Below are 26781 nucleotides of genomic sequence, written 5' to 3'. Positions count from 1 at the left end.
AACTTACACTACCTCGTCCGCATAAATCGCCTGCTCCAGCTCCTCCACCGCTTTCAGATAGCCCTGCTTGCCGCCGAAATACGAGGCGATCTTTGCAGGCTTGCCAAGCCGGATGAAGGGGTCCAGCTTCAAAATCTCGGTTTTTTCAATTTCATAGATGCCGGTGTTCATGTACTTGTCCAGCAAGGCCTCCAGCACCTCGCGGGCCGCGCCGCTGTATCTGCTGAAGAAGTCCCGCTTTTTCACGTTGTTGGCCCGCTCTCTGCGGGTGAGGGGCTTTTTGTCGAAGGCCACGTGGCAGATGAAGTCGAAGTCATCCACGTCCGACATGTTCTGCTCCGCCTTCATCAGCTCCAGGTCGATGCCCCGCTCGTGGAGCAAATCGCGGATCTGCTCCTTCTTCTCCTGCGCCGACCACTGTCGGATAAAGTTATCCAGCGACGCATATTCGCCCCGGATGTTTTCCTTGGTGTAGTCCACAATGCTTTCCTGCCGCAGCAGCTTGCCGTTTGCGTCATACACCGACACCGTCTTGTGGATGATCTGCACCTGGCAGCCGTCCCGGCCCACAATGGGCTTTTTCCTCGGCTCCGGCGGCGGGTCCTTGTCATCTCCGCCTTCTTCCTTCGGCGGGTCCTTGCGGTCGCCGGGCTTCGCGCCCGGCACAAAGCCCTCGTTAATTTCGATGGGGCCGTCCCATTCCGGGTCGGCGAACAGGCGGGTCACATTGCGGAAATCCATGACCACAAAATGGGTCTTGCCCTCTTTTTCCCGCAGCCGGGTGCCGCGGCCGATGATCTGCTTGAACTCGGTCATGGAGCCGATCATCTCATCCAGCACGATCAGCTTGGTCATCTTGCAGTCCGTCCCGGTGGACAGCAGCTTGGAGGTGGTGGCAATCACTGGATAGGGCGACGAAACCGAGATGAAATACTTCAGCTTTCCCTTGCCGTATTCATCCCCGCCGGTAATGCGCACCACATAGTCGGGGTTCTCCTTCATCATATCCGCGTTGAGCTTTGCCAGCTCATCCCGCATACGCAGGGCGGCATCCTCGGTGGCGCAGAACACGATGGTCTTTGCCATGCGGTCGGTGTTTTTCAGATACTTGGTAATCTCCTCAGCCACCTGCCGGATTCGGTCCTCAATGATGATGTTGTAGTCGTAATCGCTGTTGGTGTAGACCCGGTCGGGGATCTCCTCGCCGTTGATGTCCCGCTGGCCCTTGCGCGGCCGCCAGCCCTCACCAATGTCGGTCATCACGTTGATAACCTTGAAGGGTGCGAGGAAGCCGTCCTCGATGCCCTCTTTCAAACTGTAAGTATAGACCGGCTCCCCGAAATAGCTGAGGTTGGAGATGTACTTGGTCTCCTTGGGGGTGGCGGTCATGCCGATCTGGGTGGCCGACTGGAAATAATCCAGAATCCTGCGCCAGCGGCTTTCCTCCTTGGCGGAACCGCGGTGACACTCGTCCACGATAATCAGGTCGAAGAAGTCCGGCGTGAACAGCTCGCTGAAATGCTCCTGGTCATCGTCGCCCACCAGCTGCTGATACAGCGAGAAGTAAACCTCGTGGGACGTGATGGTGCTTTTGTCATCCATCGCCACGTTGATTTTGTGGGTAACCTTCTCCAGCGGGGCAAAGTCCTGCTGGATGGACTGGTCCACCAGAATGTTCCGGTCCGCCAGATACAGGATTTTTCGCTTCATGCCGCTTTGCAGAAGCCGGTACACGATCTGGAAGGCGGTATAGGTCTTGCCCGTGCCGGTGGCCATGACCAGAAGAAGCCGCTGCTGCCCCCGGGCGATGGCATCCACCGTGCGGTTGATGGCGTTGCGCTGGTAATAGCGCGGCGGGTAGGTGTTCTGGCTGGTATAGTAGGGCTGCTCCTGTAATGTTTCTTGCTGAGGTGTCAAGCCGGATTCCTGCTTATATCGGGCAACAAGTTCCTGTTCTGTTGGGAATTCATCCAGACCAAATTCTCGTTCCTGTCCAGTAAGAAAATCATGTTCAGCAAAGCCGTCACCGTTAGAACTGTACGCAAAGGGCACATCCAGCATCTTGGCATAGGTCATTGCCTGCGGTAACCCGTGAGAAACACTGTGAGTGTTGTCTTTAGCTTCCACAACGGCAATGGGATTGTTCGCATTGAGGTAGAGGATATAGTCCGCCCGCTTTGGCTTTTCACGAAACACAAAATTACCTTTTAAGTTGATTTTCCCGTCTGTGATGCGGGTTTCCATGGTGATTTTATCCCGGCTCCACTTGGAGGTAATGGACGGAGTAATATACTGAAGTTTAATATCTTCTTCGCTCATTTGATGTTTGGGTAAAACGGGACTCATATCCATTCCTCCCTTCACTTTACGGAATGATCCGGTAAAATATCTACAATATCATCCAATGTACAGTTCAGTGCCCGGCAGATTTTAACCAGTACTTCCACGCGTACATCTTCGTTTTTTCCCAGTTTTGCCATAGCGTTCGTGGTGATTTTCGAGGCTTTGATTAAATCTGTTTTGCTCATTCCTTCGTCGATGAGAATTTTCCATAGTTTATTATAAGAAACAGGCATAATCTTCCTCCTTGTTTACCCTTTTGTTATGTACCATTTTATCATAACACGAAAAAGATTTCAATTCATAATTGAATATCTCAATATTCAATTTGCTTTTGGCACACCTTCGATTCCAACTGGTACGTCGCGGAATGCGACGTACCCCTATGGAACAAACCCTTCCTCCTGATTACTGCGACAAAAAGGGATGCCCCAGAACAGGGCATCCCTTTGCATATTATCTTTGAACTTTACTTCACTCCTCACTTTTATCAGAATACTTCTTTTTCCATGTTTCCAATTCCTTCCGCCCTTCTTTGCTGGCGTATAATTTCTGGATTTCAGGTGCGAGGAAGCGGGCGAAGGAATCAATGATGGATTGTGGCAGTTCGATCTCGTATGGATTTTGACGTTTTTCCTGGCTGGCCATAGTGTATTGCCCCAACAGCGAAACCTTTCCGGCTCAACTCAGTCCATCTCACACTCCTTTCCGACGATACACAGTTGCCAAAGATTGTTCCCATACACAGAGGGGAAACAGATAATTTCAAAACCTGAGAAAATTCTCATAGAGCTCCTTTCCCATCCCTTCCCTTCCGGGGGTTTCACCGGAAAAGCCCGCACAAAATAGCTCGGATAGGAAGGGAATGAATCGAATTAAACTGGGTATATTTATCTTTTTCTTTTTATCTTCCGTCTGGTTTTCGCACTTCAACAAAGCGGATTACCGTACTTGTCGAATTCATTATTCAGACTTCCGGCGTTCCGTAACCGGATTTCTTGAAGTCGGTGTTCGAAACCGCTTCATAGTGTTTTGGGTAGATACGGTTGGGTTTTCCATAACCCTGCTTTTTGATGGATACAAGATCTGCATATTGCAGCTCCCGTAGCGTGTCCACCGCTTTTTGACGACCACAGTGCAGCAGTTCACACACCTCGTTGATGGGGTAATACAGATAAATTTTGCCATAATCGTCGGCCCATCCGTTTTTGCGGGACAAATCCGTTCGACGCAGGATCATCGCATACAACAGTTTGGCTTCGCTTGACAAGGAGCAAAAACTTGGTGCCTCAAACAGAAAATTGGGTAGTCGTATAAAACTTTGGGCCGGTGGCTTCTGATGAATGTAAAAGGGTTTTGTAGCCATGACAGGTACCTCCATGCGGACAATTAGAACGTGATTTCTGAGCGATAAGGGGTATTGCTATTCACCTCCATGGTTGCCAGGCTGGAAACCGAGCATATATCCGGCTTTTGGAAGCTCTATTTGTCCGTATTTGACCTCCGTTTCCTGTCACTTGCTGTTTTCTGACGGCGGTGTACCTTGCGGGCACAATCGGGACAATACTTGGCGCGGTTGGATTTTGCCAGAAACGGCGCACCACATTCTGAGCATAGCTTCACTCCCTTGGGTTTGGTGATTTCAGTTTGTAAGGCTGGAGCGCCCGGCAGAACCCAATCCCGGAACCAGGTGCAGCACAGAGAATAAGAGATACTCTGTACACAGACACAAAGCTCGCCATCATCCAGCGCAATACAATTGCCGCCGTCATAATTACAGCAGGATTTTCGAATCAGCGCATTGGCTTTTCTCCTTTGCTTGGGTGTCATTTGAATTGACAAATTGTTTTTCCTCCCAGCTTTTCGGTTGCCGCTTATGCAGGCATTTTTCCATGCGCTTTCCTCCATTTCATGTAGAGAATTGATTTTATAAGATTTATGGTTTATAATAAACGTAAACCATAAACTATAATTGAATTATACCGTAGAAAAAGTCTGAATGCGGTATATCAACCACGAATTATTTTAGTTTCAAAAAATACATGAATATAAATTATAGTTTATATATAGACGGGGGGATAAACTCATGCTGTATGACGAAGCGGGGATGACGCTGACCAAAGAGCGGCTGGAAGATTTGCGCAAAGAAAAAAAGCTGTCCTTTGAACAGCTTTCCAAGCAACTTGCAGAGCGTGGCATCAACATCAGCCATACAAATCTTAAAAATTATGAAATTAACGATCCAGTACATTCTCTGTATGGCCGTACCCGCAGCATGAGCATCGAGTATCTGGTCGCCTTTGCGGATTTTTATGATGTGTCGGTGGAGTATCTGCTGGGACTCTCTAATTCTCGCAAACGGGAATACCATGATATTTCCGAACAGCTGGGGCTGTGCGACGGAGCAATCGAAGAATTGGTTCGATGCAAAGAAAATTCCAGCAACGAAGAAGAGCCGCAGATGTATTTTACCAAAGACACAGTGGTTCTGAATGATTTTCTCACCAGCACGGAGTTCGAAATTGTAATGGAAAAAATCAAACAAAGCCTGTTTGCCTATCATATGTACCAGGTCACTCACGACAGTATTTCGGCACAAATACGCGAGGAAAAATCCGAGCAGATGGAAGAAGCTCAACGAGTGTTGGATGCGTGCGGATATTGTTCTGTGGAGTATGATTTGATTTCCCAAGTTCACATGGAAAACGCGATTGGTGCATTAAACACCTATCTGCGCAAGCTGCCGGAGCGGCTTTATGAAGCAAACAAAGAACGTCTCGCTTGGTAACAGGCGTTCAATATTTATAGTCAGTAAATACGAGGGGACATAGATAAAAAAGCGTTCGCAGAACGCGTAGCCGCAGAATGAAATTCTGCGTTTAAAGGGGGCTTGGGGGCACTGCCCTCAACAAGCAAGCTTGTGGCTGTGGATAGCCACAAGCATTGCTTGCGTCAATATGCTCTCCTTAAAAACGTGGTATTTGAAAACTATGCGCTAACAGCATTTTATCATTACAATTATGTTAATATAGGGTTTAATATTATTCTCATATATGATAAAATGAAATTGACAAATGGGGGTGTATCTCTTGAAGGAAGTGGCAGAAAGATTGCGGTCTCTGCGGGAAAGCGTCAAGCTATCCCAGGTTAAAATGGCCGAGATCGTCGGCGTCAAGCAATCCAGCCTGAACCGTTATGAGCTGAATCAGGCTTCACCGACATTTGAAACACTTACCCGATATGCGGATTACTTTGATGTATCTATGGACTATATCTTTGGACGCACGGACAATCCTCAGGGCAAGCTGTATGAGTACAAGCCTAAAATTCAGCAGAACGACTCCCAGATGCAGAAGTTTGTGGAAATGTGCTTTGACCCCACATCTCCTATGAATGCACGACTCAAGGAAGCACTGCTGCGGATGTTTGGGGAGGCGAAACAATGAATGTTGTCATCTATGCTCGCTACTCCAGTCATAGCCAGACTGAGCAATCCATTGAGGGACAGCTCCATACCTGCTATGAGTATGCTAAAAACAATGGCTATCTCGTTGTCGGAGAGTATATTGACCGCGCTCAGAGCGGAACCACCGACAGCCGCGCCGAGTTCCAGCGGATGATTGCCGACAGTGATAAGCATACCTTTGAGGGTGTTCTGGTTTACCAACTTGACCGTTTTGCCCACAACCGATATGACAGTGCCATCAACAAGGCAAAACTGAAAAAGAACGGTGTGCGAGTGATCTCCGCACGGGAAAACATCAGCGATGATGCCAGCGGCATCCTGGTGGAAGGTGTTCTGGAAAGTATGGCAGAATACTACTCCGCAGAGCTTTCCCAAAAGATTCGCCGGGGTATGGACATCAATGCTGAGAAGTGCTTGAGCAACGGTAGCAATCCGGGACTTGGCTACCGTGTGGATGAAGAACGACGGTTTCATATTGATCCGGAGGGTGCTGCGGTCGTCCGGGAAATTTTTGAACAGTATGCCAGCGGAAAGACTGTGACGGAGATTATCCAGTCCCTTAACGCCAGACAAATCAAGACCTCCCAGGGAAAAGCGTTCAACAAGAATAGCCTGCATCGTCTGCTGCGGAACCGACGGTATATCGGCTACTACATCTACAAAGGGGTGGAAACTCCAAATGGGATGCCCCGAATTTTGGAGGACGAGTTGTTTGAGCGGGTGCAGCACATTTTGAATCGCAACAAAAAAGCCCCTGCCCGTTCCAGGGGCAGGGAGGAATATCTGCTGACCACCAAGCTGTTCTGCGGCTACTGCCGGGAGATGATGACCGGTTACGGCGGTACAGGAAAATCCGGCAAGGCGTATCACTACTATGCCTGCAATAATTTCAAACGGCGCAAGTGCAAAAAGAAGGTTATCAACAAAGAGAAGATAGAAAACCGTGTGGTGCTGGAATGCCGCAAGTTGCTGACAGACAGCAATATCGAGCATATCGCGGCCTCAGTAGCCGCAGTTTGTGAGTCCGACTGGGACACAATTTCCGTCAAGAGAATCAAAGCTGCCATTCAGGAAGCTGATACTGCCATCGAAAATCTCTGGAAAGCTCTGGAGAAAGGGCAGGCTGCTGACATGATTACCGAGCGGATTGAAAAGCGCCAGAAAGAAAAAGAAGAGCTACAAGCACAGCTGGCCATTGAGATGAACAAGCAGGTCAGGCTGAGTGCGCCCGACATCAGGGCGTACCTCTATGCGCTCAAACACGGCGATAAGAATGATGAGAATACAAAACGGGGAATTATCAATATCTTCCTTCGGGCCGTCTATCTGTTTGACGAAACCTTCACCCTGATTCTAAACGGCAGCGATAAGCCGATTGTCATCGATGACATCCTGCTGGACGAGATCGAGGAGGGCTTGGATGACGACCTGGCCAACCATAATTTGTGTTCGTCGTTGGTTGCGGACGCTCCACCAAAAAGAAAGATACGACGAAAGTCGTGTCTTTCTTTTTGTGTTCAATCCGCTGATGTGGGTACCAGTAATTATGACACACCCCGGATACCATGTTCTGGGACAGAAACTTTAAAGGGTATTATTATGTACAATTTTGAATCAATTTTATCTCTGGGGGTATTTTGGTATACAGCAAAAGATTTGGACTATACCAAAAAATAAATATGGTACTTTTGCTTGAGGAAAGATACTGATATAATTCTCACAAATTGTTAGACATACTTGGAGAGTGCACAAGACACTTTTCACAAAAGAGAGGGGCTGGGCGGCAGGTGGGAGAAGGATGAACATCAGGATCAATCGCAGCAGCCAGACCCCCATCTATCTCCAAATAAAATGCGCCATTCAGAATTTGATTTTATCGGGGGAGCTCAGCCCTGGCTACAAGATGCCGGCAGAGCGAAAGCTGGCCGGAGAGCTGGATATACATCGGAATACCGTCATCAAGGCATATGGAGAGCTGGTTGACGAGGGATATCTGATCGTCTCCTCGAAGCGGCCGAAGGGTTACTTTGTCAAGGAGATTGCCGACGACGGAGTGCCATTCAAGCGCTTTTTCCCGCTGGAGAAAATGATTCGCTATCATTTTACGGACAAGGAGAAGCTGTTTCTGGACATCTTCAGCCGGTCGGAGCGGGAGGAATGCATCTCGATGGGCGGGATCATCATGGATGATGCGGCTTATCCCAGAGAGGGCGTAGAGAAGATTCTGCAGAACATGTCCCGGGAGCCGCGAAACGAGGCCGAACGGATGAAGAAAAACATCTGTTCTGTACTTTTTCAGGAGAACATGTACGTCAGCCCAAAGAATATTCAGTTGGTTGCCGAGACCAATCAGGCACTGAGCCATATCATGACACTCTATCTGGAAGAGGGGGACTACGTGATAGCAGAGGAGCCGGTGGTACCCGACAACGCCAGCATTTTCCGCAACAAGGGGATCAACCTCGTAACAGTGCCGATGGAGCCGGACGGGATGGATCTGGCCAAGTTGGAGACAGCGATCCGAAAATACGCACCGAAATTCATCTATACCATGCCAAACTATCACAATCCTACGGGCATTGTGATGTCCCTGGAGAAACGGAAAAAGCTGCTGGAGCTGGCGGGAAGGTATTGTATTCCCATCATCGAAGAGGACTCCCAGCGGGATTTTCGATACGAAGGAAACCGGCTTCCCAGCCTGTACGCTCAGGATCGGTACCGGTCGGTGATCTATATCGACTCCTTCACGCTGACCTTTCCTTATGGGATTAAGACGGGGTATATTGTGGGGCCTACCGACCTGATCGAAACGCTGGAACGGCTCATTGTTGTGGACGAGACCTTTGTAAGCAGCCTAGGGCAATATATTCTTAATGAGTATATCGAGCGCGGATATTATCAAACCCATATCGGACACTTGGTGAAGCACTATGCGCACAAGCGGGATCTCCTTTGCCAATGTCTGGACGGGATTGCGGACAAGGGGATTACCTATACCAAGCCCCGGGGTGGGCTGCTTCTCTGGTGTGATCTCGAAGAACGCATCAATGAACGCAGGCTGTATCACGAGGCGGAGAGCCGCGGGCTGTTAATTATGCCCGGCTTCCTGTTTTACCCGAAGGGCTATGAGGGCGGCGGTCATGTTCGGCTGTGCTTTTCCAATATCAGCGATGCCGACATTGAACGAGGTGTCCAAATTTTGAGTGAAGCGCTGGAACACAGCGTGGAATAAACCTGTGGAGGGATAGCATGAACCAGTTAACAGAGTACCGGAGAGAGTTCCATAAATACCCAGAAAACGGCTGGCGGGAATTTCGAACCAGCGCCCGGGTGGCCGAGATACTGACCGGGATGGGGTATGATGTGGCCATGGGACCGGACGTGATCGAGCCCGGAAGCGTGGGGGAGCCTGAGCGGCTGAGCGAGGAGCAGATCCGTCAGGAGATGGAGCGAGCCGTCCGGCAGGGAGCCGATCCGGCATTTGTGAAGCGGACCCAGGGCTGGCCCGGCGTGATGGCGGTGCTGGACACCGGAAGGGAGGGGCCTGTCTCCGCGATGCGGTTTGAGATGGACTGCCTGCCCTACGACGAACCTCAGAGGCCGGGATACCGCCCCTGTGACGAGGGCTATCTCTCCTGCAACCCCCAGTCAGTACACGCCTGCGGCCATGACGGACACACGGCTATCGGCTTGGGCATCGCCGCAGAGCTGATGAAACGGAAGGGGGAGCTGAAGGGAAAGATCAAGCTCTTCTTCCAGCCTGCCGAGGAGACGTTCTATGGCGCCCAGTCCATCGTGGATAAGGGGCACCTGGACGACGTGATGAACTTTATCGCGGTACATATCGCCCTGAGCGCGGAGAACAAGCCTCTGCCCTCCCATGCCGTAGCCTGCGGGTGCCGGGATTTCCTCAGCGACCGGCAGTTGGATGTCTATCTGGAGGGAAAGGCCGCCCACCCCTGCGGGGCCTCCCAAGAGGGAAAGAACGCCCTGCTGGCCGCCTGCTCCGCCGCATTAAACATCCACAGCATCGCCCCCCACGAGGAGGGCCTGTGCCGGGTGAATGTGGGCGAGATCCACGCCGGTGTGTGTGCCAATACCATTGCGCCGGACGCCATGATGCGCATTGAGTACCGGGGGCAGAAGCCCGCGATCTCCGAATACGCGGGCCAGCGGATCTTCGATATTCTGGAGGGCACTGCAAAGGCCTACGACCTCAAGTATCACTATGTGGATTACGGAGAGGTGCCCGCAGGCGCCAGCGACTATGCCATGATGGAGGTTGTCCAGCGGGCGGCCAAAAAGGTGCCCTGGTTCCAGACAGTATATTTTGAGGGCAATGTCGGCGGTACGGATGACGCCGCCGTAATGTTGACCAAGGTACAGCAGAACGGAGGAATTGGCTCCTATGTGGGCATTGGTGCGGATACCACCGGCCCCGTTCACAATCCCGAATTTGACTTTGACGAGGACTGTCTGCAGGCCGCCATGGAGCTGTGTGTGTATGCCCTGGAGGAGCTCCATGGGATGGATGCTTGACTTAGAAAGAAGAGGACAGTGTAAAAACATTAGGAGGTAAAGAGAACGATGGCTGAGAAAGTTGTATCCAAGTTGAGGGGGAACATGTGGCGGCTGATCATTCTGGCAGTGGCCGGCTCCCTGATCTACGGACTGCCTTATTTCAGGACCTATTACTATGACGCGTATCTCCAGGCGTATAACCTGACCAACACCCAGATGGGCTCGCTGGGCTCCATCTTTGGCGTATTCGGCATGATTTCCTATCTGTTCGGCGGTGTCGTAGCCGACTTTATCTCTCCCAAGAAGCTGATCTCCATCTCACTGATCCTGACCGGGGTGGCTGGATTCTGCCACCTGTTCGTGACCAACTATTCCATGCTCCTGGTGATTTACCTGGTGTGGGGTTTTACAGCGCTCTTTGCGTTCTGGCCCGCATTGGTCAAGGGTATTCGTAGTCTGGCCTCCTCTGAGGAGCAGGGAAAGGCCTACGGCTTCATGGAGGCTGGACGCGGCGTGACCAACGCGGCCCATCTCGCTATCGCTCTGGCCATCATCACCGCCATCACCAGCAAGCGTGGCAGCGCCGCCGGCCTCAAGGGAGGCATCATCTTCTACTCTGTCGTTGTGATTGTGCTGGGCATCCTAGTGCTCCTCTTCTTTAAGGATCCTGAGACCTCTGACAAGTCCGAGCGCTTCAACTTCAAGCAGGTTCTGACCGTGATGAAGCTGCCCCAGGTGTGGATCCTCTGCCTGATCCTGTGCTGCACCTATGTCATGAACATGTCCTATGCCTACTTCAACCCCTACGCCACCTCTACTCTGGGCGTGGCCATGGTGGGCGGCACCATTGTAACGATTATGGCGGACTACATCCGTCCCTTTGCCTCTGTGGGCGGCGGCGTCCTGGCAGACCGTCTGGGCCGGCCCAGGATCATGACCATCGCCTTTGCCATCATGGCGGTCGGTACGTTTGCCATCGCCCTGTTCCCCAAGATGAGCGTGCCCGTCTTTGTGGCCCTGTGCGCCCTGGTGTATGTGGGTATGTACTGCAACTACGGCATCGTGTTCTCCCTGATGGATGACGGCGGTATTCCCATGGAGGTCTCCGGCACCGCCGTGGGCGTGATCTGTACCATCGGCTATCTGCCCGAGGTGGTCTGCCCCGCGACTGCCGGTATCATCCTGGATACATTTACCGAAGCGGGCTATAAGTATTACTTCCTTGCCGTCGGTATCATTATGCTCATCGGTATTGTGGGTATTATGATCTGGAACCGCAGCATGAAAAAGCAGAAAGCACTGAACAAGTAAACAAAAGAGCTGGTATCCAGTCCGGATACCAGCTCTATTTTATTTGTACGTTTCCAGTGCGGCATCTGAGGGGAAACGGAGCCGGAGAAGGCAGACGGCAAACAGCAGGCCGCCCAGGAACCAGGTCAGCGGATAGGCCCAGTAGATCACCCGAATATCGGGAATGAAATGGGTGACGGCGGTGATGTAGGCGATGCGCAGGGCGCACCAGGTGGCCAGCATGATAGCCATGGGGATGATTGGCCGCCCAGTCCCCCGGAGAATGCCTGCACAGCAGTGGGAGAAGGCCAGGAGGAAGTAGAACAGGCTGACGGTCCGGGTGTCGGCCACGCCGTAGGCGATGACCTCCGGGCTGCTGTTGAAGGCGGCAACCAGCAGGGGAGAGAGGACGAAGATGCCCAGCCCGATGGCCTCGGCCAGCAGGGGACTGCACAGCAGCCCGAACCAGATGCCGGAGCGGACCCGGTCATAGCGCCGCGCCCCGATGTTCTGGCTTACAAAGGTGGCCAGGGCCATGGAAAAGCAGGAGACCGGCAAAAAGGCAAAGCCCTCGATTTTGCTGTAGGCACCGCAGCCCGCCATAGCCGCCGAGCCGAAGGCGTTGATGTTGGCCTGGACGATGACGTTGGCCAGGGAGATGACCGAGTTCTGAACGCCGGAGGGAATGCCCAGATAGACGACCTGCCGGAGCATATCGCCGTGAAAGCGTACCTGCCGCCAGGACAGGCGGTAGCTGTGCCCGGTGTGGGTGAGCTTGCGGAAAGCCAGGAGGGCGCTGAGGGTCTGGCTGAGGATGGTGGCCAGAGCCGCGCTGGCCACGCCCCAGCGGAAGACGGCCACGAACAACAGATCCAGTACCACGTTGGTGAGGGAGGCGAGAATCAGATACTTCATGGGACTGCGGCTGTCCCCCACAGACTGGAGGATGCTGGCGCACATGTTGTAGAGCACTACGGCGCTGGAGCCCAGGAAGTACACTCGAAAATACGCAATGGAATTTCCGATGACATCGCCGGGTGTGCCCATCCAGCGCAGAATCTGGGGGGTCAGCAGAACGCCCACCACGGTGAGCACAAGCCCGGCCGCGATGCCCAGCGCTACGGTGGTGTGGAGGGCGCGGGAGAGATTTTCCCGGTCATCGGCGCCGTAAAAGCGGGCAATAACCACCCCGGCACCCAGGGAGACTCCGTTAATAAACCCTACCAGCAGCATAATCATGCTGGCGGAGGAGCCCACCGCCGCCAGAGCGGTGCTGCCGATGAAATTGCCAACAATTAGGGAGTCTACGGCGTTGTAGAGCTGCTGAAACAGGTTACTGAGGAAAATAGGCAGGGCGAAGGCCAGCATCTTCCGGGGCACACTGCCTTCGGTCAGACGGTTCTGGTCGGTTTCATCCATGCGGTACGATCACGGCTTTCTGTTTGATAGAGTACAGCCCGGCGCTCCGCCGGCGGCCGCCTGCACTACAGGGAAATGTCCGCGGACTTTGCGGCGGCATCGAGCACGTGGCGGGCCAGCACGGAGGTGGTCACGGCCCCCACGCCTCCGGGGACGGGGGTAACGGCGCCCGCCACGGCTTCGGCCGCAGCGAAATCCACGTCACCCACCAAATGGCCGGCGGCGTCCACATTGATGCCCACGTCGATGACCACTTGGCCGGGGGAGAGGCAGTTGGCACCGATAATCCCGGCCCTTCCAGCGGCCGCGATCAGCAGCTCTGCCCGACGGCATTCGGCCCCCAAATCGGCGGTGCGGGTGTGGCAGAGGGTGACGGTGGCGTTCCGGTTCAGCAGCAGCATAGCTGCCGGCCTTCCGATAACCAGACTGCGCCCCACCACCACGGCGCGCCTGCCGGTAGGCTCAAAGCCATAGTAGTCCAGCAGTTCCAGGCAGGCCTGAGCGGTGCAGGGGGGATAACCCTGCCCGTCACCGGAGAATACACTGGCCAGGGAACCGCTGGTGATGCCATCCACATCCTTGACGGGGGAGAGGGCGGCGCACACCGCCGCCTCGTCCAAGTGTCTGGGCAGAGGACGGAAAAGGAGGCAGCCGTGAATGGCCCCGTCCTCGTTGATCCGGCGGATGACCGTCAGCAGTTCCTCCTGGGTGCAATTGACTGGCAGGATAAAATGCTTTACAGAAATTCCGATCATTTCACAGCGCTTGCTGGCCCCACGCTCGTAGGAGAGATCCTCCGCCCGCTCTCCCACCCGGACGATGGCCAGGGTGGGAGAAATGCCGCGGGCCCGCAGCCTCTCCGCCTGTCCGCACAGGCGTTCGGTGAGCGCGGCGGCCACTGGCGCACCCTTCCAAAGCTCCGCCATCAGGTGTACCTCCCCATCACCGACTCATAGATCTGTTCGGCGCGCTTCCAGTACTGATCCACAAGACCGTCAGCCTCGGCATTCATGGCCTCCGCGTATGGCCGGTCGGCCATGCTCTTGGTATTCACCTTCACGTTGAGCCATGCCCCATAGAGGGCACCCCAGCATAGAACAGCCCCGGTTCCCACATCGGAGAGCACCATCACGCTCCCCTTGTCCAGCATCTCGCTGTGAAGGTCAATTGCCTCACAGCAAAGCCGGAGGATCTCCATGGGTGCGGCGGCGGCGTCCCGCAGACAGCGCTCCATCACCTCGCCCCGGCTCGGGTCCTCCTTCGGGATGGCGTAGGCCCGCGAGAGGGGCTCAAAGGCGGCGGCATCGGTATCCACCAGGCCCAGCAAACGGGCGCGGAGGTCCTCCGCCCGCGCCATCAGTGCCTTGACGTCCTCCTCCACAGCGGCGTATTTTTGCTTGCCCACGGTGTAGTTGCCAACCATGGTACATAAGGCCGCGCCCAGGGCGCCCGCCAAGGCGGAGGCCCCGCCGCCGCCAGGGACGGGGGCCTTGGAGGCCAGTGCGTCCAGAAACGCGCCGCAGCTCTGTTCCGCGGTATTCATTCGCAATCCCTCCTTCATGATTCGGATAGGCGGCCTACGGCCGCCTATCTGCCGTTTCAATGGGCTAAGAATTTTGCCGTTCTCGTCCACGTCCACCTTCCCGGTCGCGGACACTTTGGGCGGGCCTGGCAAGGACTCCCCACGTGAGAATCTCCCGTGGGGGCCCCATATAATCTTATCTGCGCGGGCGAAGTAAATTCGCCCGGCATCAAGGTTTTGCTGGCGCAAAACGCTTGTACGCCGCATTTGCGGCGGGCATGCCCATGCCCGTCAAAACAGGCCGGAGATTCTGCCGTTCTCGTCTACGTCCACCTTTTCGGCCGCGGGCACTTTGGGCAGGCCGGGCATGGACTCCCCACGCGAGAATCTCCCGTGGGGTCCCATATAATCTTATCTGCGCGGGCGAAGTAAATTCGCCCGGCATCAAGGTTTTACTGGCGCAAAACGCTTGTACGCCGCATTTGCGGCGGGCATGCCCATGCCCGTCTTAAAACAGGCCGGAGATTCTGCCGTTCTCGTCTACGTCCACCTTTTCGGCCGCAGGCACTTTGGGCAGGCCGGGCATGGTCATGATGTCGCCGGTGAGGGCGACCAGGAACCCGGCGCCGGCGGACACCTTAATATTGCGTACCGTGATGGTGAAGCCCCTGGGCGCGCCCAGCAGGGCGGCGTTATCAGAGAAGGAGTACTGAGTCTTGGCCATGCAGATGGGCAGGGAGCCAAAGCCCAGCTCAGTGAGCTCCGCCGCCTGCTTTTGGGCGGTGGGGGTGAGCACCACGCCGTCGCCGTGATAGACCTTCGTTACGATAGCGGCCAGCTTGTCCTCAATGGAGGCGTCCAGCTCGTAGGAGAAGGTGAAGTGGTTGGGCGCATCGCAGAGGCGGATGACCTCCTCGGCCAGGGCAACGCCACCCTCGCCGCCCTTGGCCCACACCTCGGAGAGGGCTACGTTCACCCCCAGTGCGCGGCACCGGTTCTCCACCAGCTCCAGCTCCGCCTCGGTGTCGGTGGGGAAACGGTTGACGGCCACCACACAGGGCAGGCCGTAGACCTCGGTGATATTTGCCACGTGCTGGAGCAAGTTGGGAAGGCCGGCCTCCAGGGCGGCCAGGTTTTCACTCCCCAGCTCGGCCTTGGGGCAGCCCCCGTGGTGCTTGAGGGCGCGGACAGTAGCCACCACCACCACCGCATCGGGGTGGAGCCGGGCCAGACGGCACTTAATATCCAGGAACTTTTCTGCGCCCAGATCGGCGCCGAAGCCGGCCTCAGTGATCACATAGTCGCCCATCTTGAGGGCCACCCGGGTGGCCATGACGGAGTTGCAGCCGTGGGCGATGTTGGCAAAGGGGCCGCCGTGGATGAAGGCGGGGGTGCCCTCCAGTGTCTGCACCAGGTTGGGCTTGATGGCGTCCTTGAGCAGGGCGGCCATAGCTCCCTCGGCCCTGAGATCGTGGGCGGTTACGGGGGCGCCGGAGCGGCTGTAGGCCACCACCATCCGGCCCAGCCGAGCCTTCAGGTCGGTGAGGCTGTCGGCCAGGCAAAGGACGGCCATGATCTCCGAGGCCACGGTGATGTCGAAACCGTCCTCCCGGGGAACACCGTTGACCTTGCCGCCCAGGCCGCACACGATGTTGCGCAGCTGGCGGTCGTTCATGTCCACGCAGCGCTTCCAGGTGATACGCCGCACGTCGATGTCCAGAGTATTGCCCTGCTGAATGTGGTTGTCCAGCATGGCGGCCAAAAGGTTATTGGCTGCGCCGATAGCATGGAAGTCGCCGGTAAAGTGGAGGTTGATGTCCTCCATAGGGATAACTTGGGCGTAGCCGCCGCCAGCCGCGCCCCCCTTGACGCCGAAGACGGGCCCCAGAGAAGGCTCCCGCAGGGCGACAACCGTATTCTTGCCCAGGCGGCGCATGCCGTCCGCCAGACCCACCGTGGTGGTGGTCTTGCCTTCGCCCGCCGGGGTTGGATTGATGGCGGTCACCAGAATCAGTTTTCCATCGGGGCGGTCCGCCCGGTCGTCCAGCAGCTTCAGATCGATCTTGGCCTTGTATTTTCCGTAGTACTCCAGGTATTCCTCGTCCACACCGGCCACGGCTGCAATGTCCCGAATGGGCTTTATCGCACAGGCCTGTGCGATTTCAATATCCGACTTCACTTCCACATCCACACACTCCTTTATACACTTCGGCTGGAAAGAGAGAGGAAGATGGCGGTGTGCCCCCGACATCTTCCGTTCACCTTCCAGAATTTCAAGTTTATCGTAACATCCTTTGCCCGCCTTGTCAACCGGAGGGGGAACGGGAAATGGAAGGTCCGGGGGACAAAAACGGAAAAGGCAAATTCAGCTTGCCTAGGGCTTGTTTGAAAATTGGCGATGTGCCCAGCGGCGAGGAATTTTGGGCTGCTGGCAAGCAATTTTTTCGCAGGGATCCTGACGGATTTCAAGGAAAAATTGCGCCGTCCAGCGGTCAAAAGGCCCGTCGATTGGGCATGTTGACATTTTTCAAACAAGCCCTAGGTATTAAAATTCAGAAATGTGGAGGTCACCCGTGGAGGCTGGAGTAAAAAAAGAAAGACACGACGTACGTCGTGTCTTTCTTTTTTGGTACGGCTGAAGGGATTCGAACCCCCGACCTTTTGATTCGTAGTCAAACACTCTATCCAACTGAGCTACAGCCGCATGTCATTGAGAGGACTGTATTTGTCCTGCTCGCTGACGGCTTGATTATATTAGCACAGGTTGGAACAGAATGCAAGAGGAAAATAAAAATTTCTCCAAAAATTTTCTTCGGCCGGGAGAGGACCGGGTCAAGTGGAGCGCTCTCCCTCTGCAACAATGCGCTCCAGGCAGGCCATCAGATCCGACATGGTCTCCAGCTTGACATCCATCTGCAAAATGTGCTCCCGGAGCTCGGGTGGCATGGAGTCAAACTTTGCACGGATAGCGGGATTGACATAGGACATGGAAATCACCTCGCCGATAGTATGGACAGGGGTACGGAAATTCATACCATGAAAGGCAATAAAAACGCGCTCCGGAACCGGAGCGCGGGAGTTTTTGGTCTGTCCCCCACAGAGAGGCGTCTGCCACCCTGCGGGGGTACAGTGGTTTTGGGTGTTTGAAAAGAGAGGAAAGAGAGGAGGAGTCTTGATTGATTGCTCTGGTATCCTGACAATCTCTATTTTAACAGGTCTAAGCCCAAAGTGATGAACCATTTTCAAATTTAGTATGAACGTTTTATGAACGCGGAAAACGACTTTTTCCCTGGGTAAAGGGAAAGAAAAATGGCCATATACCGCCAGGCATGCCAATGAGCGAGTGTACCCGCAGCGCATGAAGTGCTACACGGTACGAATGCGGTACAGGGCGTTGAGCACCCGCCAGTTCTGGGGGAAGGGCCGCATCAGGTTCCAATAGCCAACCCCGTATAGACCATATTCGGGGATCAAGGCCAGCTTGGCCTGTATGCTACGGGCATCCTCAAACCAGACCTCATGGGTTATGCCGTAGCCATCAGTATAGCGGTACCAGGGGGCCTGGGCCTGCTCGCTGTATTGGATATCCACACCGTAGCGGACCGCCCTGGCCACCGCCTCCTGGGGGGAAATGGACTGAGCCTTGGTACGTCCCTGCACAAAGGGGAGCGGCCAGTCGTAGCCGTAGAGTGGGACGCCAAGCCAGATTTTGGAAGATGGAATTTCTGTCAGGGCATACTCCACCACTTGGCGCACATTGGGCAGGGGAGCCACCGCCATCGGCGGACCATAGGTATAGCCCCACTCATAGGTCATAAGGAGTACCTGATTGACCGCCGCACCAATGGCGGCGAAGTCGTGGCCCTCATAAAGTGTTCCGGGCTGATCGGCGGCAATTTTGGGGGCCAAGGCGGCGATAACCGGATAGCCCAGGGGATTGAGCCGCTCTGTGAGGCGGCCCAGAAATGTGGCATAGGCCCCCGCATCCTCGGCGTAGACATATTCAAAATCCACATCCAGCCCCCGGTAGCCCTTTTGCACCAGCATGGCCTCCAGATTGTCAACCAGCGTATCCTGTACCGCAGGCTGAGTGAGGGCCAAGTGGGCCAGCTCATTGGAGAAGCCGCCCTCTTCGGTCAGGGTGGACAGGTGCATCAGAGGAGCGGCTCCACCTTGGCGTGCTGCGGCGAGCAGGGCCTCGTCATCCAACTCCACCAGCGTGCCGTCAGGGGTAAAGCCATAGGTAAAGGGGGTCAGATAGGTGAGATAAGGGACGGTGGATTGGAGCAGCGCCGGGTCGATAAAGGGATAGGCGTAGCCGTTGACGGAGAGGGTGGCCTCCGGCGTGCTGTCGTAGGCGAGCACCAGGGTCTGGCCAGGATAGATCTCCGGGATACCGCCGAGTATGGGATTGTTGCGGTAGAGCTGGCGCAGTGGGAGCTGATAGGCCGCGGCGATGGAGGCCAGGGTTTCTCCGGGCTGGACCGTGTGGGTCTGGGTTGGAAATTGAACCACCAGCGCCTGCCCTACAGCCAGACGGGAGGAGGTTTCCAGGCCATTGTCCAAGATGAGCTGGGACATGGGAATGCCGTACTCCAGGGCAATGGAGTAGACAGTATCGCCGGGTTTGACTACGTGGATGAGCATGGCAGTACCTCAGAGCAGGGTGATGAAATCCGCGTTGGCCCAACCCACCACGCTGTCAAAGCGCACCACATACCAGTTTTGCCACTGGTTGAGGACGGTGAGCCGCGCCCCATCATAGGCCCTGGCCAGGACGGGAGAAGAGGTGTCCGGCTTATCCCGGATATTGAGATAGCCCCAGGAGACATCCACTACGGCAGGACGCGAGGGGCGAGGCTCCAGGAAGGGCACGCCGAAGTATTCGGTCAGGGAGAGCACGATGTTGCGGGCCACGGCCTCCAGATTGTTTTTAATCCACGCAGCATCGTCCGCGTTGTCGTGGTAGCCCAGCTCAAGAAAGACGGAGGGAGCGCGGACGCGGCGCACTTCACCGACGGAGGTGGTTGGTTCCGCCCGTACCCGGTTGGGCAGTGGATAAAGGGTTTTCAGCCCATCCGCCACCAATGTGGCCGCCCGTTGCCCCTGGACAGAGCCGGGATAGTAGAACACCAGAATTCCACGGATCTGACCGTACTGCCCCTCCGGGGCGGCATTGGAGTGGAGGGCCAGGTGCAGGTCGTAGTTGCCAGCGTTAGAGGCACGGATGGACGAGGCGGCGGTCATGTCGGGGGTATTGCGGGAGTAACGGATCCCGGATGCGGTGAGATAGGGCTCCATGGCGTCGGCCAGGCGGTTCATCCACTCCTCTTCGGTGCCTCCGTTGACATACAGGTTGTTCTCCTGGGTGGAGGGGGAGAGATAGATGATGGGCATAGGGATACCTCCTTTTTGCTCCATCCTATGCACGGAGACGCCGTAGGGTCATTGCAGAGATAAAAGCAGGGCCCGCCGTGTTGGCACGGCGGGCCCTGCTTATTCCCATCGGCTCGATTCAGTTGAGCCGGGCATCCAGGATATCCAGCTCCTCCGAGAGCTGACGGGGCAGCTTGTCGCCGAACTTCTGGTAGAACTCCCGGATGCCCTTGACCTCGTCCCGCCAGAGGGCGGTGTCCACGCCCAGCAGGCCCCTGAGAGTGTCCGGCTCCACGCCGGAGTCCTCTAGGTCGATGTCCTCCGGCCGGGGCTCCCAGCCGATGGGGGTCTCCACCGCCTCGGCCTCACCGAAGCAGCGCTTCAAGATCCACTCCAGCACCCGCAGGTTGTCCCCGAAGCCGGGCCAGAGGAACTTCCCGTCCTCGTCGGTGCGGAACCAGTTGACGTTGAAGATCTTGGGGGCCTTGCCGCCCAGCTTCTCCCCCATGCCCAGCCAGTGCTGCCAGTAGTCGCCCATGTGATAGCCGCAGAAGGGGAGCATGGCCATGGGGTCCCGGCGTACCACACCCACCGCGCCGGCAGCGGCGGCGGTGGTTTCCGAGGCCATGATGGAGCCCACAAATACCCCGTGGGTCCAGTCCCGGGACTGATAGACCAGGGGGGCGGTCCAGGCCCGGCGGCCGCCGAAGACGATGGCGGAGATGGGCACGCCCCGGGGACTCTCAAACTCGGGGGAGATGCAGGGGCAGTTTTTGGCCGGCGCGGTGAAGCGGGAGTTGGGGTGCGCCCCCTTCTCCGAAGAGGTCTTGCCGTTCCAGGGGCGGCCCTGCCAGTCCACCGCGTGCTCCGGGGGATTCCTGTCCAGACCCTCCCACCACACGGTGTTGTCGTCCAGGTTGTGAACCACATTGGTGAATATGGTGCCCTGTCGGGTGGTGGCCAGTGCGTTGGGGTTAGATTTGACATTGGTGCCGGGGGCCACGCCGAAGAAGCCGTACTCCGGGTTCATGGCCCACAGCCGGCCGTCCTCGCCAATACGCAGCCAGGCGATATCGTCCCCCACGCACCAGACCTTCCAGCCCGCCTTCCGGTAGTGCTCCGGGGGAATGAGCATGGCCAGGTTGGTCTTGCCGCAGGCGGAGGGGAAGGCGGCGGCAAGATAGCGCACCTCCCCCTGGGGGTTCTCCACGCCCAGAATGAGCATGTGCTCCGCCATCCAGCCCTGCTGGCGGCCCAGGTAGGAGGCGATGCGCAGGGCGAAGCACTTCTTGCCCAATAGCACGTTGCCGCCGTAGCCGGAGTTGACGCTCATGATTGTGTTGTCCTCGGGGAAGTGGACGATGTAGCGGTTCTCGGGGTCAATGTCCGCCTTGGCGTGGAGCCCCTTGACAAAGTCGTCTCCCATCACGTCGGCCACGGCCCGGCCTACCCGGGTCATGATGGCCATGTTGAGCACCACATAGATGGAGTCGGTCAGCTCGATGCCGTACTTGGCGAAGGGGGAGCCCACGACACCCATGGAATAGGGGATCACATACATGGTGCGGCCCTTCATGGCGCCGGTGTAAAGCTTTTTCAGCTTGGCGTACATCTCCTGGGGGTCCATCCAGTGGTTGGTGGGGCCGGCGTCCTCCTGCTTTTTGCAGCAGATGAAGGTGCGGTCCTCCACCCGCGCCACGTCGTTCACCGCCGTGCGGTGGAGGTAGCAGCCGGGCAGCTTCTCCTCATTCAGCCTCTCAATTTCCCCGCTGGCGCAGGCCTGCTTCCGCAGCTCCTCCAGCTGGGCCTCGCTGCCGTCAATCCAAACGAGCTGGTCCGGCTGGGTCATGGCCGCCATCTCGTCAATCCATGCCAGTACCGCGCGGTTTTTGGTCAATGCCATGAAAGTGTCCCCCTTTTGTGATGTAATGCAGAAAATTCTGTTAGCTGTATTGTAAAAGAAACGGGCGGTTTTTGCAAGTCCTTTTCGTCGGATTTGCAAAAACTGCCCGGTCTACTGGCTCAGAGACGGTTCTGGAGGGCGGAGGCCAGAGTGGCAAATTCAGGGATACCCAGCCGCTCGCCCCGGATATCGGCGGGCAGTCCGGCGGCATCGATGGCCCCCCGCAACGCGTTTTTGGACAGGCGGCTGCCGAAGGCGGAGGAGAGGCCGTTGAGGAGCGTCTTGCGCCGCTGGGCGAAGGAGGCTCTGACCACCTGGAAGAAGAAGCTGTCGTCCACCAGATTCTGAGGGGGGGCGGAGCGGGGGACGAGCCGGATTACCGCCGAAGTGACCTTGGGGGCGGGGAGGAAGCACTCCGGCCCCACCTCAAAGAGCAGTTCCGGCTGGGTGTGATACTGGCAGAACACAGAGAACGCCCCATAATCGCTGGAACCGGGGGCGGCGCAGATGCGCAGGGCCACCTCCCGCTGAATCATCACCGTGATGGAGGCGAAGCACCCGGCCTCAATGAGGGCGGTGAGTACCGGTGTGGTGATGTTATAGGGGAGGTTGGCACAGGCAATCGCTGTAAGGCCAGAAAACTTGTCAGACACAAGAGCGGCCAGATCCAGCTTCATGGCGTCCCCCGGCACCACCTCGGCGTTGGGGTAGGGGGCCAGCGTCTCGGCCAGAATGGGATAGAGGGTGCGGTCCAGCTCAATGGCCGCTACCTTGGCCGCCCGCCGGGCCAGCTGCACCGTCAAAGGGCCGATGCCGGGGCCGATCTCCAGCACGCCGGTATCCGGGCCTGCGCCGGAGGCCTCCGCGATGTCCCTGGGTACCCATCCCTCAATGAGAAAGTTCTGGCCCATGCTTTTGGAGAAGCGGAAGCCGTGGCGGCCCAGCAGGGCGCGAATGTCCTTTTCATTGCATAAATCCATTGGGAATCACCTCGTGTCCCAGGGAGCACATCACCTGGAATTCCTGTTGAAAATCTGTAATGGCTTTTTCCTTTACGGGGAAAAGGGCGTCAAAAGCGTCCAGCGCGACCGCGTCGGGGGCATAGGCAAAGCCCTCGCGGAAGCGCCCGGCGGCGTTTGCCAGGGAGCCGGGGGCCAGCTCCACTGCCTGGAGGCCGGGCAGGTACTGGCCGTTCTCCAGGGAGATGCCCCAGCGCTCTCCGCACCAGAAGCCGTAGCGGCCGTAGTGCCGGGGATCGCCCAGAATCACCACGGCCTGTTCCCCCAGGGCCTGGGCCTGCCGCAGGGCATGGCACACCAGGGCGCGGGCCAGTCCTTTTCCCTGAAAGGAGGGGAGGACGGCCAGGGGACCGAAGGTGACGGTGTCCAGATACCCGCCCACCTCCAGCTCGATGGAGCTGGAGGCGCAGGTGATCTGCCCGGCCAGGACGCCGTCCGCCTCGCATACAAAGGTCAGCTCCGGGCGGAAGGCGGGGGACTGACGGAGCAGATGGAGATAGTAGTGCTCGTCGCAGCCGGGCTTGTAGACGTTCCAAAAGGCCTCCCGCACCAGCGTCTCCGCGGCGCGGCGGTCGGCGGTGGCCTCGTGGCGAAGGGTCAGTGACATAGTGAATACCTCAAGCAGCAGATTTTGTTCGTATACCAGGAAGCATGAGCGGAATGGTATAATTGTGATATGTTTTCCGGCTGCCCCGCAAGGGGCGGGAAAACGGCTGAAATACAAGCGTAAGAGCTACTTTACGGCTATTATACCATAAAAAACAGGGACAGGCTATGCCTGTCCCTGTTTTTTCAGCGGGCGCTTCAACATCAGCAGGGTCTTGATGTCCTCCACAACCTCCGGGGAGTCCACTTCCAGGGACAGCCACCGCCCGGAGCCCATGGGCTTGACCGCCTGCCAGCAGGCCTGGGTATACTCCGAGAGGGTGGGGAGAAGGGCCTCCGCCTGGGCCGGGGCCACCACCAAGCAGACGAAGGCGCCGGAGGCGGGGTAGAGGGTACACAGGGCCTTGCCGCCGGAACGGTACTTGACGTTCCAGCCCCGCCCCATGGAACAGTTGCTGTAGCTGTAAATAGGGGAAAGGGAATAAGCTTCACAGATCCAGCGGTTCAATGGCTCCCACAGCGGATGGGATACATAGGCGGAGAGCTGCTCCGCGGTGGGCTCCTCCGGCCCGGGATAGATGGCGTTCCAGTCCATTATTTGCGCCACCGGAGCAGACTGGGGAAGAACTGGGCCATCTGCGCCCGGGCCTGCTCGGGGGTCAGCTCGGGGTTGGCCCGCACCATCATGGGAGTGCAGAAGTCGATCATCTCCTCCATGGTCATCTCTCCGGTAAAGGCTCCCTCCTGATAACAGTATTTGCAGTAGTGCTCGCTGGGCGTGCCGCCCCGCTCCGTGCCGCGGAGGGCCGGGGCGTCGATGGGCATGCCGCAGGATTGACAAAAGGTGTGATTCATGTGAGATTCCTCCTGTGATTGAGATGGCTCCATCCTATCACAGTTATCCTGACACCCCGTGTCATGGTTTCCGTGGTGCGCCGCCATTTTTCCCGCCAGCAGCGCCAGCCGTTTCCGCAGGCGCTCCGGTTCCAATACCTCCACCCCCAGGCCGAAGGAGAGCAGATAGCCATAGAGCCACGGATCCTCCGGGAAGCTCACCGATACCACAAGGCTGCCGTCCGCCCCGCGGGTGACGCAGCCCTCGTCGAATTCGTCGTAGACCCGGTAGGCAAGGGCGGGGGAGAAGCGCAGGCGGACAGGGATGCAGAAGCCCTCCGGCGGCTCTCCGGCCTCGATGGGCGGGGGAGAGAGGGGGCGCTGAAAGGGGGCGCCCGGCTCCGACTCCAGCATCCGGGTGAGCTTGAAGGTGCGGTAGGCCGCCCGCTCCAGACAGAACCCCTGGAGGTACCAGTCCCGGCCCTTGAAGACCAGCCGCGCGGGGAGGACGCTGCGGCGGGTGGTCTGGCCGGAGGCACCCACATAGGTGAAGGACAGGACGCGGCGGGACAGAATGGCTTCCTTGAGCTGGACGAATTTGGCGTTGTCGGCTCCGGCGCTCCCCCAGCGGGACAGCTCCACCTGCAGCCAGTCCGGTTCCTGGCGCCGGAACAGGGCGGACAGCTTGGACAGGGTCCCCGCCGTCCCCTGACCGGCGTCCCCGGGCAGGCTCCGCAGAGCGGTGAGCAGCAGCTGCTGTTCTTCCTCGGTGAAAGCGGCCCGGTGGAGGGTATAGCCCTCCAGCAGGGACACCCCGCCGCCCTTGCCCGGCGTGCTGTATACCGGCACCCCGGCCGCCGACAGTGCGTCGATATCCCGGTAGATGGTGCGCACCGATACCTCGAAGTGCTCCGCCAGCTGCGGCGCGGTCATGCGGCCCCGCTCCAGCAGGAGACAGAGCAGCTCAAACAATCTGCCCTGGGACATCAGCGGTTTCTCAGCCGGGCCATCTTGTACTCATCCACATAGCGGCCGTTCCGCACCGTGGTCATGCGCAGCAGGCCTTCCTTCTCAAAGCCCAGCTTCTCATAGAGGCGGATGGCCCGCTCGTTGTCGGCAAAGACCTCCAGCTCCACCCGCACCAGCATGAGCCAGTGGTCCGCCAGATCCAGCAGTGTTTCCATCAGGGTGGTGCCCACACCCCGGCCCTGGTAGTCCGCATGCACAAAGAGGCCCACCGCGCCCACATGGCGCATCCGGGGATTGGAGCAGACCGTGAGGCCGGCGCAGCCGATTACCGTACCGTCGTCCAGAACGGCCACAAAGTTATGGTCGTCAGGGCCCAGCCCGGCGATGAACGCCTCGCTGTCGGCGGTGCGGTAGGAGGGGAGGCCGAGCGTATTCTCAAACACGCCCGGCATGCGGCGCAGGGCTGCGGACCCCTCCGCGTCCTCCGGCCCGATGGGGCGGATGGTGTAGTTCATAAAAGCACCTCCCAAAACTATTTTTGCCATGATAGCACAGGCAGGGGCAAAAAACAACCGCCCGGAGGAATTTCCTCCAGACGGTTGCGAAATGGCTTGATCAAAATCAATAGGCCACGACGATGCCGCCGTCGTTGGCATAGACGGTGCTGATGCCGCCGGTGTCGCTGATGAGGATCTCCCCGAAACGGCACTGCTTCATGGCCAGCTCCTTGACATGGAAGGCCCGCTCCAGACAGTTGCAGTGGACGATGGACAGCCGGCGCCCCTCGTGCTTGGGGTCGGCTGCCATGAGGGCAACCATCTTGCCCAGGGCCTGCTTGATGGACATGGCCTGGCCCTTTTTGCAGATCTCACCCTCGGGGGTGGCGCCCATGAGCAGCTTGATGTGCAGGGTGCTGGTAACCAGGGACTGCACCCTGGTGAGCCGGCCGTTTTTCCGCAGGTTGTCCAGGGTTTCCAGCACAAAGTAGGTCTCCATCTCATTGATGTAGCGGGAGACCTGGCTGACCACCGTGGTGAAGTCCATGCCCGACTGGGCCAGCTCCTGGATTTTCAGGGCCACCAGAACCTCGCCCGCCGAGGCGGAGCAGGAGTTGAAGATGTGCACATTGGAGTTGGGGTGGTCCTCCAGCCAGAGGCTCCGCGCCTGGGCCGCCGCGTTGTGGGAGCCGGAGAGCAGGGCGGAAAGAGTGACCACATACAGGTCGTCGGCGCCGCAGTCAAACGCCTCCAGATACTGGATGGGGGAAGGGCAGGAGGACTGGGGAGCCGTGGCACTCTCCTTCATCCGCCAGAGCAGGGCACCCTGGTCAAAGGAGGCATCGTCTACCACGATATGCTCACCCACCCGGATGGTCAGCGGGACGCTGACAAAGCAGTCCTCCCGGAGCTGGGCGGGCGTTAAATCGCAGCAACTGTCGACAATGATCTTAAAACTCATAGCTGGAACCCTCTTATATAATAATGAAAATTAGATTACTAGTGTGCAGTCATTGTAG

At 57.3% G+C, this 26781-nt stretch carries 26 protein-coding genes, 1 tRNA gene and 1 pseudogene; 7 read left to right on the top strand and 21 right to left on the bottom strand.

What is annotated here, in order from left to right; genetic code table 11:
- Positions 1–3: 3 nt before the first annotated feature.
- The 5 genes from hsdR to ACESY8_RS04510 form a co-directional block, all read right to left on the bottom strand.
- Positions 4–2346 (bottom strand): EcoAI/FtnUII family type I restriction enzme subunit R, encoded by a 2343-nt coding sequence (hsdR, locus tag ACESY8_RS04530; protein WP_204681328.1) that lies wholly within the window; start codon positions 2344–2346, stop codon positions 4–6.
- A 14-nt stretch (positions 2347–2360) separates the two neighbouring features.
- Positions 2361–2576: a helix-turn-helix domain-containing protein gene (locus ACESY8_RS04525; protein WP_204681327.1), complete on the bottom strand. Its 216-nt coding sequence runs from the start codon at positions 2574–2576 to the stop codon at positions 2361–2363.
- 238 nt (positions 2577–2814) lie between these two features.
- On the bottom strand, positions 2815–2988 hold the full coding sequence (locus ACESY8_RS04520) for a hypothetical protein (RefSeq protein ID WP_204681326.1): 174 nt from the start codon (positions 2986–2988) through the stop codon (positions 2815–2817).
- A gap of 319 nt (positions 2989–3307) precedes the next feature.
- Entirely contained in the window at positions 3308–3706 is a 399-nt protein-coding gene (locus ACESY8_RS04515) for a replication initiator protein A (protein WP_204681325.1), read from the bottom strand.
- A 116-nt stretch (positions 3707–3822) separates the two neighbouring features.
- Complete coding sequence (locus ACESY8_RS04510; RefSeq protein ID WP_441316695.1) at positions 3823–4182, bottom strand: cysteine-rich VLP domain-containing protein; 360 nt, start codon at positions 4180–4182, stop codon at positions 3823–3825.
- Positions 4183–4426: 244 nt separating this feature from the next.
- Between ACESY8_RS04510 and ACESY8_RS04505 the strand changes: the two genes are divergently transcribed.
- From ACESY8_RS04505 to ACESY8_RS04480, 6 genes are all read left to right on the top strand, one after another.
- Complete coding sequence (locus ACESY8_RS04505) at positions 4427–5128, top strand: helix-turn-helix domain-containing protein (RefSeq protein WP_204681322.1); 702 nt, start codon at positions 4427–4429, stop codon at positions 5126–5128.
- Positions 5129–5438: 310 nt separating this feature from the next.
- On the top strand, positions 5439–5786 hold the full coding sequence (locus ACESY8_RS04500) for a helix-turn-helix domain-containing protein (protein WP_338154733.1): 348 nt from the start codon (positions 5439–5441) through the stop codon (positions 5784–5786).
- Positions 5783–7483 (top strand): recombinase family protein, encoded by a 1701-nt coding sequence (locus ACESY8_RS04495; RefSeq protein WP_204681318.1) that lies wholly within the window; start codon positions 5783–5785, stop codon positions 7481–7483. The genes ACESY8_RS04500 and ACESY8_RS04495 overlap by 4 nt, the downstream gene beginning before the upstream one ends.
- 121 nt (positions 7484–7604) lie before the next feature.
- Positions 7605–9038, top strand: a complete 1434-nt coding sequence (locus ACESY8_RS04490) for an aminotransferase-like domain-containing protein (protein WP_007495246.1) — start codon at positions 7605–7607, stop codon at positions 9036–9038.
- A 17-nt stretch (positions 9039–9055) separates the two neighbouring features.
- Positions 9056–10345, top strand: coding sequence for an amidohydrolase (locus tag ACESY8_RS04485; protein ID WP_434307996.1), 1290 nt, complete (start codon positions 9056–9058; stop codon positions 10343–10345).
- A 48-nt stretch (positions 10346–10393) separates the two neighbouring features.
- Positions 10394–11638 (top strand): MFS transporter, encoded by a 1245-nt coding sequence (locus ACESY8_RS04480; RefSeq protein WP_434307997.1) that lies wholly within the window; start codon positions 10394–10396, stop codon positions 11636–11638.
- 39 nt (positions 11639–11677) lie between these two features.
- On the opposite strand, the gene ACESY8_RS04475 is transcribed toward ACESY8_RS04480, so the two are convergent.
- The 5 genes and pseudogenes from ACESY8_RS04475 to ACESY8_RS04455 all read right to left on the bottom strand — a co-directional run bounded on the left by ACESY8_RS04475 (position 11678) and on the right by ACESY8_RS04455 (position 16743).
- Positions 11678–13036 carry an MATE family efflux transporter gene (locus ACESY8_RS04475; RefSeq protein WP_434307998.1) on the bottom strand — a complete coding sequence of 453 codons (1359 nt, stop codon included), beginning with the start codon at positions 13034–13036 and terminating at the stop codon, positions 11678–11680.
- A gap of 65 nt (positions 13037–13101) precedes the next feature.
- A complete protein-coding gene (locus ACESY8_RS04470) occupies positions 13102–13962 on the bottom strand; it encodes a bifunctional 5,10-methylenetetrahydrofolate dehydrogenase/5,10-methenyltetrahydrofolate cyclohydrolase (protein WP_204681317.1) in 861 nt (286 codons plus the stop codon).
- Positions 13962–14579, bottom strand: a complete 618-nt coding sequence (locus tag ACESY8_RS04465; RefSeq protein ID WP_054338577.1) for a cyclodeaminase/cyclohydrolase family protein — start codon at positions 14577–14579, stop codon at positions 13962–13964. Before ACESY8_RS04465 ends, ACESY8_RS04470 begins: the two co-directional genes overlap by 1 nt.
- A gap of 270 nt (positions 14580–14849) precedes the next feature.
- Positions 14850–14927, bottom strand: a pseudogene (locus ACESY8_RS04460) (formate--tetrahydrofolate ligase); the annotation flags it as partial.
- Positions 14928–15066: 139 nt separating this feature from the next.
- Positions 15067–16743 carry a formate--tetrahydrofolate ligase gene (locus ACESY8_RS04455; RefSeq protein ID WP_204681315.1) on the bottom strand — a complete coding sequence of 559 codons (1677 nt, stop codon included), beginning with the start codon at positions 16741–16743 and terminating at the stop codon, positions 15067–15069.
- A gap of 143 nt (positions 16744–16886) precedes the next feature.
- Between ACESY8_RS04455 and ACESY8_RS04450 the strand changes: the two genes are divergently transcribed.
- Complete coding sequence (locus ACESY8_RS04450) at positions 16887–17147, top strand: hypothetical protein (protein WP_243427561.1); 261 nt, start codon at positions 16887–16889, stop codon at positions 17145–17147.
- A gap of 38 nt (positions 17148–17185) precedes the next feature.
- Here the strand turns inward: ACESY8_RS04450 and ACESY8_RS04445 are convergent.
- The 11 genes from ACESY8_RS04445 to ACESY8_RS04395 all read right to left on the bottom strand — a co-directional run bounded on the left by ACESY8_RS04445 (position 17186) and on the right by ACESY8_RS04395 (position 26723).
- Positions 17186–17262: transfer RNA gene (locus tag ACESY8_RS04445), tRNA-Arg, on the bottom strand.
- A gap of 128 nt (positions 17263–17390) precedes the next feature.
- Positions 17391–17546 carry a hypothetical protein gene (locus ACESY8_RS04440; protein ID WP_162861049.1) on the bottom strand — a complete coding sequence of 52 codons (156 nt, stop codon included), beginning with the start codon at positions 17544–17546 and terminating at the stop codon, positions 17391–17393.
- 378 nt (positions 17547–17924) lie between these two features.
- The gene (locus ACESY8_RS04435; RefSeq protein ID WP_054339402.1) at positions 17925–19205 is read right to left on the bottom strand and encodes a LysM peptidoglycan-binding domain-containing protein; all 1281 of its coding nucleotides are present in this window, start codon (positions 19203–19205) and stop codon (positions 17925–17927) included.
- Between the two features lie 9 nt (positions 19206–19214).
- Positions 19215–19955, bottom strand: coding sequence for an N-acetylmuramoyl-L-alanine amidase (locus ACESY8_RS04430; protein ID WP_009256798.1), 741 nt, complete (start codon positions 19953–19955; stop codon positions 19215–19217).
- 118 nt (positions 19956–20073) lie between these two features.
- Positions 20074–21837, bottom strand: a complete 1764-nt coding sequence (locus ACESY8_RS04425) for a phosphoenolpyruvate carboxykinase (GTP) (RefSeq protein ID WP_434307999.1) — start codon at positions 21835–21837, stop codon at positions 20074–20076.
- Positions 21838–21956: 119 nt separating this feature from the next.
- The gene (gene rsmA / locus ACESY8_RS04420; RefSeq protein ID WP_054339403.1) at positions 21957–22817 is read right to left on the bottom strand and encodes a 16S rRNA (adenine(1518)-N(6)/adenine(1519)-N(6))-dimethyltransferase RsmA; all 861 of its coding nucleotides are present in this window, start codon (positions 22815–22817) and stop codon (positions 21957–21959) included.
- The gene (locus ACESY8_RS04415; protein ID WP_065534771.1) at positions 22801–23463 is read right to left on the bottom strand and encodes a GNAT family N-acetyltransferase; all 663 of its coding nucleotides are present in this window, start codon (positions 23461–23463) and stop codon (positions 22801–22803) included. Before ACESY8_RS04415 ends, rsmA begins: the two co-directional genes overlap by 17 nt.
- A 165-nt stretch (positions 23464–23628) precedes the next feature.
- Positions 23629–24057 carry a DUF3788 domain-containing protein gene (locus ACESY8_RS04410; RefSeq protein ID WP_434308000.1) on the bottom strand — a complete coding sequence of 143 codons (429 nt, stop codon included), beginning with the start codon at positions 24055–24057 and terminating at the stop codon, positions 23629–23631.
- The gene (locus tag ACESY8_RS04405) at positions 24057–25283 is read right to left on the bottom strand and encodes a zinc ribbon domain-containing protein (protein WP_054339404.1); all 1227 of its coding nucleotides are present in this window, start codon (positions 25281–25283) and stop codon (positions 24057–24059) included. Before ACESY8_RS04405 ends, ACESY8_RS04410 begins: the two co-directional genes overlap by 1 nt.
- Positions 25283–25780 (bottom strand): GNAT family N-acetyltransferase, encoded by a 498-nt coding sequence (locus tag ACESY8_RS04400; RefSeq protein WP_054339405.1) that lies wholly within the window; start codon positions 25778–25780, stop codon positions 25283–25285. The genes ACESY8_RS04405 and ACESY8_RS04400 overlap by 1 nt, the downstream gene beginning before the upstream one ends.
- A 106-nt stretch (positions 25781–25886) precedes the next feature.
- Positions 25887–26723 (bottom strand): DegV family protein, encoded by an 837-nt coding sequence (locus ACESY8_RS04395; RefSeq protein WP_434308001.1) that lies wholly within the window; start codon positions 26721–26723, stop codon positions 25887–25889.
- Between the last annotated feature and the right edge of the window lie 58 nt (positions 26724–26781).

This window comes from Clostridium sp. ATCC BAA-442, from assembly GCF_964239415.1.
Classification (GTDB): domain Bacteria; phylum Bacillota; class Clostridia; order Oscillospirales; family Oscillospiraceae; genus Flavonifractor; species Flavonifractor plautii.
The sequence above is the reverse complement of the archived record's forward strand: the minus strand, read 5'-3'. Positions and strand labels throughout refer to the sequence as shown.

Bases quoted from the DNA above. Each gene is read 5' to 3' on its own strand.
- hsdR (WP_204681328.1), bottom strand. From the start codon at position 2,346: ATGAGTCCCGTTTTACCCAAACATCAAATGAGCGAAGAAGATATTAAA.
- ACESY8_RS04525 (WP_204681327.1), bottom strand. From the start codon at position 2,576: ATGCCTGTTTCTTATAATAAACTATGGAAAATTCTCATCGACGAAGGA.
- ACESY8_RS04520 (WP_204681326.1), bottom strand. From the start codon at position 2,988: ATGGCCAGCCAGGAAAAACGTCAAAATCCATACGAGATCGAACTGCCA.
- ACESY8_RS04515 (WP_204681325.1), bottom strand. From the start codon at position 3,706: ATGGCTACAAAACCCTTTTACATTCATCAGAAGCCACCGGCCCAAAGT.
- ACESY8_RS04505 (WP_204681322.1), top strand. From the start codon at position 4,427: ATGCTGTATGACGAAGCGGGGATGACGCTGACCAAAGAGCGGCTGGAA.
- ACESY8_RS04495 (WP_204681318.1), top strand. From the start codon at position 5,783: ATGAATGTTGTCATCTATGCTCGCTACTCCAGTCATAGCCAGACTGAG.
- ACESY8_RS04490 (WP_007495246.1), top strand. From the start codon at position 7,605: ATGAACATCAGGATCAATCGCAGCAGCCAGACCCCCATCTATCTCCAA.
- ACESY8_RS04485 (WP_434307996.1), top strand. From the start codon at position 9,056: ATGAACCAGTTAACAGAGTACCGGAGAGAGTTCCATAAATACCCAGAA.
- ACESY8_RS04480 (WP_434307997.1), top strand. From the start codon at position 10,394: ATGGCTGAGAAAGTTGTATCCAAGTTGAGGGGGAACATGTGGCGGCTG.
- ACESY8_RS04475 (WP_434307998.1), bottom strand. From the start codon at position 13,036: ATGGATGAAACCGACCAGAACCGTCTGACCGAAGGCAGTGTGCCCCGG.
- ACESY8_RS04470 (WP_204681317.1), bottom strand. From the start codon at position 13,962: ATGGCGGAGCTTTGGAAGGGTGCGCCAGTGGCCGCCGCGCTCACCGAA.
- ACESY8_RS04465 (WP_054338577.1), bottom strand. From the start codon at position 14,579: ATGAATACCGCGGAACAGAGCTGCGGCGCGTTTCTGGACGCACTGGCC.
- ACESY8_RS04450 (WP_243427561.1), top strand. From the start codon at position 16,887: ATGGAAGGTCCGGGGGACAAAAACGGAAAAGGCAAATTCAGCTTGCCT.
- ACESY8_RS04440 (WP_162861049.1), bottom strand. From the start codon at position 17,546: ATGTCCTATGTCAATCCCGCTATCCGTGCAAAGTTTGACTCCATGCCA.
- ACESY8_RS04435 (WP_054339402.1), bottom strand. From the start codon at position 19,205: ATGCTCATCCACGTAGTCAAACCCGGCGATACTGTCTACTCCATTGCC.
- ACESY8_RS04430 (WP_009256798.1), bottom strand. From the start codon at position 19,955: ATGCCCATCATCTATCTCTCCCCCTCCACCCAGGAGAACAACCTGTAT.
- ACESY8_RS04425 (WP_434307999.1), bottom strand. From the start codon at position 21,837: ATGGCATTGACCAAAAACCGCGCGGTACTGGCATGGATTGACGAGATG.
- rsmA (WP_054339403.1), bottom strand. From the start codon at position 22,817: ATGGATTTATGCAATGAAAAGGACATTCGCGCCCTGCTGGGCCGCCAC.
- ACESY8_RS04415 (WP_065534771.1), bottom strand. From the start codon at position 23,463: ATGTCACTGACCCTTCGCCACGAGGCCACCGCCGACCGCCGCGCCGCG.
- ACESY8_RS04410 (WP_434308000.1), bottom strand. From the start codon at position 24,057: ATGGACTGGAACGCCATCTATCCCGGGCCGGAGGAGCCCACCGCGGAG.
- ACESY8_RS04405 (WP_054339404.1), bottom strand. From the start codon at position 25,283: ATGTCCCAGGGCAGATTGTTTGAGCTGCTCTGTCTCCTGCTGGAGCGG.
- ACESY8_RS04400 (WP_054339405.1), bottom strand. From the start codon at position 25,780: ATGAACTACACCATCCGCCCCATCGGGCCGGAGGACGCGGAGGGGTCC.
- ACESY8_RS04395 (WP_434308001.1), bottom strand. From the start codon at position 26,723: ATGAGTTTTAAGATCATTGTCGACAGTTGCTGCGATTTAACGCCCGCC.